7 protein-coding genes are annotated in these 10,713 nt (G+C 39.3%); 2 read left to right on the top strand and 5 right to left on the bottom strand.

What is annotated here, in order from left to right; translation table 11 throughout:
• Window positions 1-215: 215 nt before the first annotated feature.
• Window positions 216-1,313 (top strand): carboxynorspermidine decarboxylase, encoded by a 1,098-nt coding sequence (locus J7R05_RS01020; RefSeq protein WP_208540813.1) that lies wholly within the window; start codon window positions 216-218, stop codon window positions 1,311-1,313.
• Window positions 1,314-1,364: 51 nt separating this feature from the next.
• Window positions 1,365-2,603 (top strand): saccharopine dehydrogenase family protein, encoded by a 1,239-nt coding sequence (locus J7R05_RS01015; protein ID WP_208540812.1) that lies wholly within the window; start codon window positions 1,365-1,367, stop codon window positions 2,601-2,603.
• 133 nt (window positions 2,604-2,736) lie between these two features.
• On the opposite strand, the gene lpdA is transcribed toward J7R05_RS01015, so the two are convergent.
• From lpdA to sucC, 5 genes are all read right to left on the bottom strand, one after another.
• The gene (gene lpdA, locus J7R05_RS01010; protein WP_208540811.1) at window positions 2,737-4,143 is read right to left on the bottom strand and encodes a dihydrolipoyl dehydrogenase; all 1,407 of its coding nucleotides are present in this window, start codon (window positions 4,141-4,143) and stop codon (window positions 2,737-2,739) included.
• Between the two features lie 32 nt (window positions 4,144-4,175).
• A complete protein-coding gene (gene odhB / locus J7R05_RS01005) occupies window positions 4,176-5,378 on the bottom strand; it encodes a 2-oxoglutarate dehydrogenase complex dihydrolipoyllysine-residue succinyltransferase (protein ID WP_208540810.1) in 1,203 nt (400 codons plus the stop codon).
• Between the two features lie 33 nt (window positions 5,379-5,411).
• Entirely contained in the window at window positions 5,412-8,402 is a 2,991-nt protein-coding gene (locus tag J7R05_RS01000) for a 2-oxoglutarate dehydrogenase E1 component (RefSeq protein ID WP_208540809.1), read from the bottom strand.
• 137 nt (window positions 8,403-8,539) lie between these two features.
• On the bottom strand, window positions 8,540-9,442 hold the full coding sequence (gene sucD, locus J7R05_RS00995; RefSeq protein ID WP_208540808.1) for a succinate--CoA ligase subunit alpha: 903 nt from the start codon (window positions 9,440-9,442) through the stop codon (window positions 8,540-8,542).
• A 3-nt stretch (window positions 9,443-9,445) separates the two neighbouring features.
• Window positions 9,446-10,642, bottom strand: coding sequence for an ADP-forming succinate--CoA ligase subunit beta (gene sucC, locus J7R05_RS00990; protein WP_208540807.1), 1,197 nt, complete (start codon window positions 10,640-10,642; stop codon window positions 9,446-9,448).
• Window positions 10,643-10,713: the final 71 nt, after the last annotated feature.

Raw genomic sequence — 10,713 nt, 5'->3', positions numbered from 1 at the left:
TATAGAAGCTTTAAAAATAGTACAAATTTTAAAAGCAATGCATACAGCACAAATCTCAAAATAACTTAAAACAATATGAGATAATAGATCGTCTTTTTATGACTAGATATAGCAGATTTTCCTTTATGATACTTTTTCCCTTGAGACATCCTATTTCTATAGGTACTAAACATTGGTAGAAATAATAAGATTCTTCAAAAGAGAATGGATGAGCAATGATTAAAACCCCTTATTATCTTATAGATAAATCCAAACTCATAAAGAATATGGAAATTATTGCTCGTTTACGAGAAATGTCGGGAATAAAAGTCTTGCTGGCTTTGAAATGTTTTGCAACATGGAGTGTATTTGATTTCATGTCTGAATATATGGATGGAAGTACCTCATCATCTCTTTATGAATTACGCTTAGGAAGAGAAAAATTTGGAAAAGAAACCCACGCCTATTCGGTTGCTTGGGCAGATGATGAAATTGATGAAGTATGTACTTATGCAGACAAAATTATCTTTAATTCAATTCAACAACTCCAACGTTTTGCGAATACTACCAAAACTATTCAACGAGGATTAAGGCTAAATCCAGGTATTAGTGCATCAAATTTTGATCTTGCAAATCCCTCTCGCCCTTTTAGCCGTTTGGGTGAAACCAATCAAAGTGCGATCGAAGAAGTCTTACCCCTTATAAATGGCTTAATGATCCACAATAATTGTGAAAATGCTGATTTTAATCTTTTCAACCAAATGCTTAATCATATTGAAGAAAAATTTAAAAAACTCTTCATCGCTGTTGACTGGATTAGCCTTGGTGGTGGAATTCATTTTACTGCTGATAATTATCCTCTAGAAGCTCTTGCAGAACGTTTAAAACGTTTTTCTCAAACTTGTAATGTAACCGTTTTTCTGGAACCAGGGGAAGCTGCTATCACAAAAAGTACCACATTAGAAGTTAGTGTTCTGGATACACTGTATAATGAAAAAAACCTCGCTATTGTTGATAGCTCAATTGAAGCACATATGCTTGATCTTCTCATTTATCGTGAAAATGCAAAATTAGAACCAAATCAAGGATCACATGAAATCATGGTTTGCGGAAAATCTTGTCTTGCTGGCGATATTTTTGGAACATTCCAATTTCCTGAATTACTTAAAATAGGCGACAGACTGTCTTTTCAAGACGCCGCAGGCTATACAATGGTTAAGAAAAACTGGTTTAATGGCGTTGCGATGCCTGCCATTGTTATTAAAGAATGCAATGGAAATCTAACCATTCAACGTCAATTCAACTATAATGACTATAAAAACAGTCTTTCATAATCAAAATAATATAAAAATTATGCAGCGATATTAAAAAGGAGACCAACTACAATGAAAAAAAATGTTCTCATTATTGGTGCTGGCGGTGTTGCACAAGTTGTCGCGCATAAATGCGCTCAAAACAACGATATACTTGGAGAAATTCATATCGCTTCACGAACACTCAAAAAATGTGAGGCAATAATTGCTTCCATTAAAGATAAAAAAGCAATGAAAGTAGCAGGTGTTCTTAAAAGCCATATGCTTAATGCAATGAACATCGAAGAAACTGTAAAGCTTATTCAACAGACCAAATGTGAGATTGTTATTAATGTTGGTTCTCCTTTTTTGAATATGTCTGTTCTTTCAGCCTGTATCAAAACAAAATGCGCTTATATTGATACCGCGATTCATGAAGACCCTTTAAAAATTTGTGAAACACCACCTTGGTACAACAATTACGAATGGCCCAGACGTAAAGAATGTGAACAAGCAGGTATAACGGCTATTTTAGGCGCAGGTTTCGATCCTGGTGTTGTTAATGCTTATGCAGCGTTAGCACATGATACTTATTTTGATACAATTTCTGACATTGATATTATTGATATCAATGCCGGAAAGCATGGACGTTGGTTTGCAACCAATTTTGATCCAGAAATCAATTTTCGAGAATTTACAGGGCAAGTATGGTCATGGCAAAATAAAAAGTGGGTCTCCAATCAAATGTTTGAAATCAACCATGAATGGGATTTACCAGTTGTTGGAAAACAAAAAGCTTACATGACAGGACATGATGAAATTCATTCGTTATCCAAAAATCTCGATGTTCAAAATATTCGTTTTTGGATGGGTTTTAGTGAACTCTATATTAATGTTTTTACCGTTTTAAAAAACCTTGGACTTTTATCAGAACAGGTTATTAAAACAGCAGAAGGCCAGGAAGTTGTTCCTTTGAAAGTCGTAAAAGCTGTCTTACCTGATCCAGCTTCTCTAGCGCCAAACTACACAGGAAAAACCTGTATTGGAGACTTCATTAAAGGCATAAAAAACGGAAGTCCAAGAGAAGTTTTTATCTATAATATAGCTGATCATAAACAAGCTTTTAATGAAACAGGCGCACAAGGGATTTCCTATACAGCCGGTGTACCTGCAGCAGCTGCTGCCATTCTTATCGCCACAGGAACATGGGATGTAAAAACCATGGTTAATGTAGAAGAATTACCACCACTCCCCTTCCTTAAACAACTTGATCATATGGGGCTGCCAACCTGTATAAGAGAAAAACAAGAAGATAAACAATTACAATTTTAATCCATCAATATGCTAAAATATAAAAAACCGCCCCTTTTTTAAAGAGGCGGTTAATAAAATCGCATGGTATAGATTAATCTGTAAAACAGATGTCTCTTTCAAGAAACATCATAAAACTTTTTTAAAAATTTTCTTAAGTATGAAATGGCTTAGAAAATGTCGCTAAAGCTGCTTCTCGTACCGCTTCTGATAAAGTGGGGTGTGCATGGCAACAACGGCTCAAATCTTCTGATGAGCCACCAAATTCCATCAAAACCGCAATTTCATGAATCATCTCACCTGCACCAAATCCGAGAATGTGTCCACCCAATACTCGGTCTGTCTTTTTATCAGCAAGAATCTTAACAAAACCATCACTTTTTTGCATCGCGCGTGCACGTCCATTAGCCATAAAAGGAAATTTCCCAACATTATAGTCAATGCCGGCAGCTTTAAGCTCTTCTTCTGTCTTACCTACACTGGCAATTTCTGGTTGCGTATAAACAACACCAGGAATAACATCAAAATTAACATGACCTTTTTGACCTGCCAAAATTTCAGCCACAGCGATGCCCTCTTCCTCAGCTTTGTGCGCTAACATCGGGCCTTTAATGACATCACCAATTGCATAAATTCCTGGAATATTGGTTTGCCAATGCTGATCAGTTACAACACAACCACGTTCATCTAACTGAACACCCACCTCTGCTAAACCAAGACCCTCAACATACGGGTGACGCCCAGTTGCAATCAAAACAACATCTGCTTCCAGAACTTCTTCTGCACCACCTTTAACAGGCTCAAAAACCACCTTAGCAGTTGATTTAGATTTAGTAACAGCTTTAACTTTCGCACCAAGTTTATATTCAATTCCTTGTTTTTCCATCAATTTTTGGAACTGACGCGAAATTTCACCATCCATTGATCCTAAAACTTTATCAAGAAATTCAACAACGGTAACCTTTGCACCCAAACGGCTCCACACTGAACCAAGTTCTGAGCCAATAACACCTGCACCCACAACAACCATACGTGTTGGAACTTTTTCAAGCGCAAGTGCTCCTGTGGAAGACACAATAACCTTTTCATCAATTTCAACATTGACACCTGGAATACTTGAGCTATCTGAACCTGTAGCAATAACAATATTTTTTGTTGCAATTGTTTGTTGGCTACCATCCTTAGCGGTAATCTCAATTTGGCCTGCATTTAAAATCTTTGCTGTACCCAAAAAAGTATCAATTTTATTTTTCTTCATCAAAAAAGAAATACCACTCGTATTAGCCGTTATAACGGTTTCTTTATGCTCCATCATCTTTTTAAGATTAAGCTTAGGTTTGGAGACAGAAACACCAAGTTCTTCAAAACCATGCTGCGTTTCAGCAAATACCTCTGAAGCATGCAACAATGCCTTAGAAGGGATACAACCAACATTGAGACAGGTACCACCCAATGTCGCACGTTTTTCAACAATCGCGACTTTAAGACCTAATTGTGCCGCTTTAATCGCTGCAACATAACCACCTGGGCCCGCTCCAATCACAACAACATCATAAGACATTCGTTTTTCCTTTCATCCCCAAAACTGCACTTCTACAAATCAAGAACAAGACGTTCCGGATCTTCTAAACTTTCCTTGACACGTACAAGGAAAGTTACAGCCTCTTGCCCATCGACAATACGGTGATCATAAGAAAGCGCTAAATACATCATTGGGCGGATCACAACTTGCCCCCCAACAACCATTGCACGCTCTTTAATCGCATGCATTCCTAAAATACCAGACTGTGGTGCATTTAAAATTGGTGTCGACATTAATGACCCATAAACACCACCATTGGTAATAGTGAATGTCCCACCCTGCATATCAGAAACTGCCAATTTTCCCTCACGAGCAAGGCGCCCTAAACGGCCAATTTCTTTTTCAATCTCTGAAATTGACATTTGGTCTGCATCACGAACCACCGGAACAACAAGCCCTTTATCTGTTCCAACCGCAATTCCAGCATTGACATAGTTTTTATAAACAATATCCGTCCCATCAATTTCAGCATTAACTGCAGGAAGTTCTTTTAATGCGTGGCAAACAGCTTTGGTAAAAAAGCCCATAAAGCCAAGCTTAACATTGTGTTTCTTTTCAAAAAGATCTTTATAACGCTTCCGCAAATCCATTACTGCAGACATATCAACTTCATTAAATGTCGTTAACATAGCTGCTGTATTTTGTGCATCCTTAAGACGACGAGCAATTGTTTGACGTAATTTTGTCATACGAACGCGCTCTTCACGCATTTCATTAGATGAAGATGAAGAAACCGGCACAGAAGCACCTGCTCCTGTTTTTTGTGTTAATGCATCAAGAACATCCCCTTTGAGAATCTGTCCGCGTTTGCCAGAACCTGAAATTTTATCTTTTTCAATATTATTTTCAGCCATCAACTTTGCTGCCGAAGGAGCAGGAGGCATTGCACCACCCAAAGAAGATGAAGCCGGTCCAGAAGCTGCAACCGGACTTGGTGCAGAAAGAGAAGATGCAAACGATGACGAAGCACCAGCAGCTCCCGCTTCAATCAACCCTAAAAGAGCATTCACTTCAACTGTATCACCTTCTTTTGCAAGAATTTCTGATAATTTCCCTGCAACAGGTGCAGGAACTTCAACCGTTACTTTATCAGTTTCCAATTCAACCAAAGGCTCATCTACAGCAACGGCTTCACCACACTGTTTAAACCATTTGCCAATTGTTGCTTCAGTAACCGATTCGCCCAAAGTAGGAACACGGATTTCACTAGCCATAATATTTTTCCATACGTCAGAGTAATAATTAAGTTAAGAACCCAACGCGTCTTCAAGAAACGCGGCAAGTTGTTCAAGATGTTTAGACATTAATCCAGCAGCTGGCGATGCACTCGCAGGGCGCCCAGTATAACGCGCACGTGAATATTTTGCATTAATATGAGTTAAAACCTGTTCCAAGTAAGGCTCAATAAACGACCACGCTCCCATATTTTTGGGTTCTTCCTGGCACCAAACAATTTCAGCTTGTAAAAAGCGTGACAGCACATCCGCTAAAGCTTTCGCTGGAAAAGGATAAAGCTGTTCAACGCGAAGCAAATAAACATTATCAATTCCCCTTTTTTCACGCTCCTCATAAAGATCATAATAAACCTTACCCGTACAAAGAACAACACGGCGGATCTTATCATCTTTTTGCAATTTAATCGCAGAATCTTTAAGACATTGCGCATCATCAAGCAATAAATGGCGGAAATTCGTTTTTGGCCCCATTTCGCTTAAAGAAGAAACCGCCCGTTTATGACGCAAAAGTGATTTAGGCGTCATCAAAATCAATGGTTTCCGGAAATCGCGTTTAATTTGTCTCCGTAAAATATGAAAATAATTTGCAGGAGTTGTACAATTAGCAACCTGCATATTATCTTCCGCACAAAGTTGAAGATAACGCTCTAAACGTGCCGAAGAGTGCTCTGGCCCTTGCCCCTCAAAACCATGAGGTAACAAACAAACAAGACCAGACATACGAAGCCATTTATGCTCTGCAGATGAAATAAATTGATCAAAAATGACCTGTGCACCATTAGCAAAATCACCAAATTGTGCTTCCCAAAGCGTTAAACCACGTGGTTCAGCAAGTGAATATCCATACTCAAAACCAAGAACCGCTTCCTCAGAGAGCATAGAATTTACAACTTCATAAAGTGCTTGCTCTTTTTGTAAATTATTCAAAGGAATATAACGTGTTTCATTTTCTTGGTCATAAAGAACTGAATGACGTTGCGAAAAGGTCCCACGTTCAACATCTTCACCAGAAAGACGAATTGGTGTTCCCTCTAAACAAAGTGAACCAAAAGCCAAAGCCTCAGCTGTTGCCCAATCAATTCCCTCACCGGTCTCAAACATTTTAGCACGATTGTTTAAAAAACGCTGAATAGTCTTATGGACATGAAAACTTGATGGAACCTCGACAAGCTTTTGCCCAATTTCTTTTAAAGTTTTCAACTCAACGCCTGTTGCACCACAACACTGTTCTTCAGCATCACCAGCCGCTTTTAAGCCTGACCAATTTCCATCAAGCCAATCAGCTTTATCGGGATTATAAGAAGCACCTGCCTCAAATTCAACCTCAAGCTTATCGCGCCATTCTTTCTTTTGGCGCTCAATTTCTTCTAAACCAACAACTCCTTGTGCTACCAACTGGTCACTGTAAAGTTGAACTGTCGTCTTGTGGTTACGAATTGCTTTATACATTAGAGGTTGCGTAAAAGAAGGTTCATCACCTTCATTGTGTCCATAACGGCGATAACAGAACATATCAATCACCACCGGCTTATGAAAAGTTTGACGGAACTCTGTTGCTATTTTTGCTGCAAAAACAACCGCTTCAGGATCATCACCATTCACATGAAAAATTGGCGCACCAATCATCTTCGCAATATCCGATGAATAAGATGAAGAGCGTGAAAAGCGCGGATTAGTTGTAAATCCAATCTGATTATTGACAATTACATGGATAGAGCCCGCAACACTATAACCTTTTAAACCTGAAAGACCAAAAGTTTCCTGAAGAACACCTTGCCCCGCAAAAGCTGCATCACCATGAATTAACACAGGCATTACTTTTGAACGCTCACTTAATGAAATAACGTCAGTGCGTGTAGGGCCAACAAGTTGATCTTGCTTAGCGCGTGCTTTCCCAATAACAACCGGATCAATAATTTCAAGATGAGATGGATTAGGTAAAAGCGATAAATGAACTTTTTGACCATTAATTTCACGGTCAGCTGAAGCTCCTAAGTGATATTTTACATCACCCGATCCCGCCACATCATCAGGCTTATAAGAACCACCTTTAAATTCATGGAAAATAGCCCGGTGCGGTTTTGCCAGAACTTGTGAAAGAACATTTAAACGGCCACGGTGAGCCATTCCAACAAGAATCTCTTGCACACCTAAAGCATTCCCACACTTAATAATTTGTTCAAGAGCAGGAATAAGCGCCTCACCACCATCAAGACCAAAACGCTTTGCACCTTTATATTTTGTATCCAAAAACTGTTCAAAACCTTCTGCTTCTATAAGCTTGTTAAGAATAGCTTTTTTATCTTCCTGTGTGAAAGCACTCTGCTTACCTGATCCCTCAATACGCTCTTGAATCCACACTCTTTGAGCAGGATCAGAAATATGCATATATTCTGCACCAATTGTTGAACAATAAACACGGTTAAGAATCTCAAGCATTTGTGGAATGGTTGCGTATTCTAACCCTAATACATTATCAATAAAAATCGGGCGCTCATAATCTGCAGAACTAAAACCATAAGTTTCTGGAGATAGTTCTTTATAATCCTCAGGTTTTTCTGCCAACTGGAGCGGATCAAGCCGCGCACGAAGATGCCCATGTGTCCGATAAGCACGGATCATCATAAGCGCTTGAATAGAATCTCGAGTTGCTTGAACAATATCCTGCTTGCTAGAAGCCACCCCCTTTTGCACAGCAGCTTTTGCCTTTAACTTATCACCTAAATGCTTTTCAAGAGCAGACCAATCACCATCTAAAGCACAAACCAATTCTCCACTTGCCTTTAACGGCCAATGGTCACGTTGCCATGTTGCCCCTTCAGCATTTTTAAGAACATCTTCTTTACTGTCCTGAAAACTCTCAAAAAAAGCACGCCATTGCTCATCCACATTCGTGGGGTTTTTTTCGTATTCGGCATAAAGTTGATCTATATAATCTGCATTTCCACCATATAGAAACGACGTTTGCGCAAAAAGACCATTTATCTCATTCTGCCTTGTCATATATCTTCCCGGAACATCTCGTTCCGTCTCCTTAATATACCCACATTACTTTTAACTAAGAGTTAGGACATTGTAAAAAAAATTTTTACTTTTTGGTTTATCTGGATGGATACAAAGACCCACCCAGATACCTTCTTTTATCCCTTCAAAACTGAAACCAAAGTCTTACCAATTTGTGACGGTGAAGGAGAAACACGAATTCCAGCAGATTCCATTGCAGAAATCTTATCTTCTGCACCACCTTTACCACCAGAAATCACCGCTCCAGCATGCCCCATTGTACGCCCTGGAGGAGCTGTACGACCAGCAATAAAACCAACCATCGGTTTTTTACGGCCTTTTTTGGCTTCGTCTTTGATAAATTGTGCCGCTTCTTCTTCAGCGGAACCACCAATTTCTCCGATCATAACAATAGACTTGGTTTCATCATCAGCCAAAAACATTTCCAATACATCGATAAATTCAGTCCCCTTAACAGGATCACCTCCAATACCAATAGCAGTTGTCTGCCCAAGATCTTCACGACTCGTTTGAAACACTGCTTCATAGGTTAAAGTTCCCGACCGTGAAACAATACCAACAGAACCCTTCTTAAAAATAGAACCAGGCATAATACCAATCTTACATTCATTAGGCGTAAGAATACCAGGACAATTAGGGCCAATTAAGCGTGATTGTGACTGTTCTAATTTAGCCTTAACTTCAACCATATCCATAACCGGTATGCCTTCTGTAATACAGACAATTAAACCGATCTCAGCCTCTATAGCCTCTATAATAGCTGCTGCAGCACCTGCAGGTGGCACATAAATAACAGAAGCATCAGCACCTGTTTTTTCTTTACCCTCTGCAACACTGGCAAAAATAGGGAGAGTTTCTCCTTTTGCCCCTTCCCACGTTTCACCCCCTTTTTTAGGGTTAATACCGCCAACCATTTGCGTACCATGATAAGCAAGTGCCTGTTCTGTGTGAAACGTTCCCGTTTTCCCTGTAAGCCCTTGAACTAAAACTTTTGTATTTTTATTGACAAGAATCGACATAACTTAAGCTTCCTTCACGGCTGTAACAATTTTCTGAGCAGCATCATCTAAATCATCAGCAGAAATAACATTCAAACCACTATTATCGATAATTTCTTTACCGCGCTCGACATTGGTGCCTTCAAGACGAACAACTAAAGGAACTTTCAAACCAACATCCTTAACAGCAGCAACGACACCTTCAGCAATAACATCACAACGCATAATTCCACCAAAAATATTGACCAAAATGCCTTTAACATTCGGATCAGCGGTAATAATTTTAAAAGCAGAAGTAACCTTTTCTTTTGAAGCACCACCACCAACATCAAGGAAATTGGCTGGCTCAGCTCCATAAAGCTTGATGATATCCATCGTTGCCATAGCAAGACCCGCACCATTTACCATGCAGCCAATCGTACCATCAAGAGCGATATAAGCAAGGTCATGTTTCGATGCTTCGATCTCTTTTGAATCCTCTTCTGAAATATCACGTAACTCTAAAATATCTGGATGACGAAACAAAGCATTATTATCAAAAGAAACTTTCGCATCAAGAACGCGCAAATGACCATCTTTCATAACAATAAGCGGATTGATTTCAAGAAGACTCATATCCTTTTCACAAAAAGCTTTATAAAGAATAGGAAAGAGCTTTTCTCCATCTTCACGCGCACTATCACACAAATCTAATGCATCACAAAGCTTTGTACAATCTACAGAGGTAACACCCTTTGCGCAATCAATAGGAAGAGTGAGTATCTTTTCGGGTGTTTCTTCAGCAACCGTCTCAATGTCCATGCCCCCTTCTGTTGACACGACAAAAACAACCTGACCAACCGTACGATCAACTAAAAGTGAAAGGTAAAGCTCTCTTTCAATGTCAGCACCATCTTCAATATAAAGGCGGTTAACCTGCTTACCTTCTGCACCTGTTTGTTTGGTTACTAAAGTTTTACCAAGCATTTCTTTTACATTAGCAACAACTTCTTCAACCGATTGTGCAAGCCGAACACCACCCTTTGCGTCAGGGCCAAGTTCTTTGAACTTCCCCTTACCACGACCTCCAGCATGAATTTGACTTTTTACCACGTAAAGTGGTCCCGGCAATTTTTTCGCCCACTTTTCAGCTTGTTCTACAGAATAAACAGCCACACCGTTTGCAATTGGTGCACCATATTCGTGAAGTATACGTTTGGCTTGATACTCATGAATATTCATTCGTTTTCCCTTTTCTTTTATGGACCACTAAATCAACTCTCAAACACTTAAAGCATCTTATTATTTAAGCG

Origin of the sequence: Bartonella capreoli (assembly GCF_902813205.1) — a bacterium.
Classification (GTDB): domain Bacteria; phylum Pseudomonadota; class Alphaproteobacteria; order Rhizobiales; family Rhizobiaceae; genus Bartonella; species Bartonella schoenbuchensis.
Note: the sequence above shows the minus strand (reverse complement) of the source record. Positions and strands in the feature narration are given on the sequence as shown.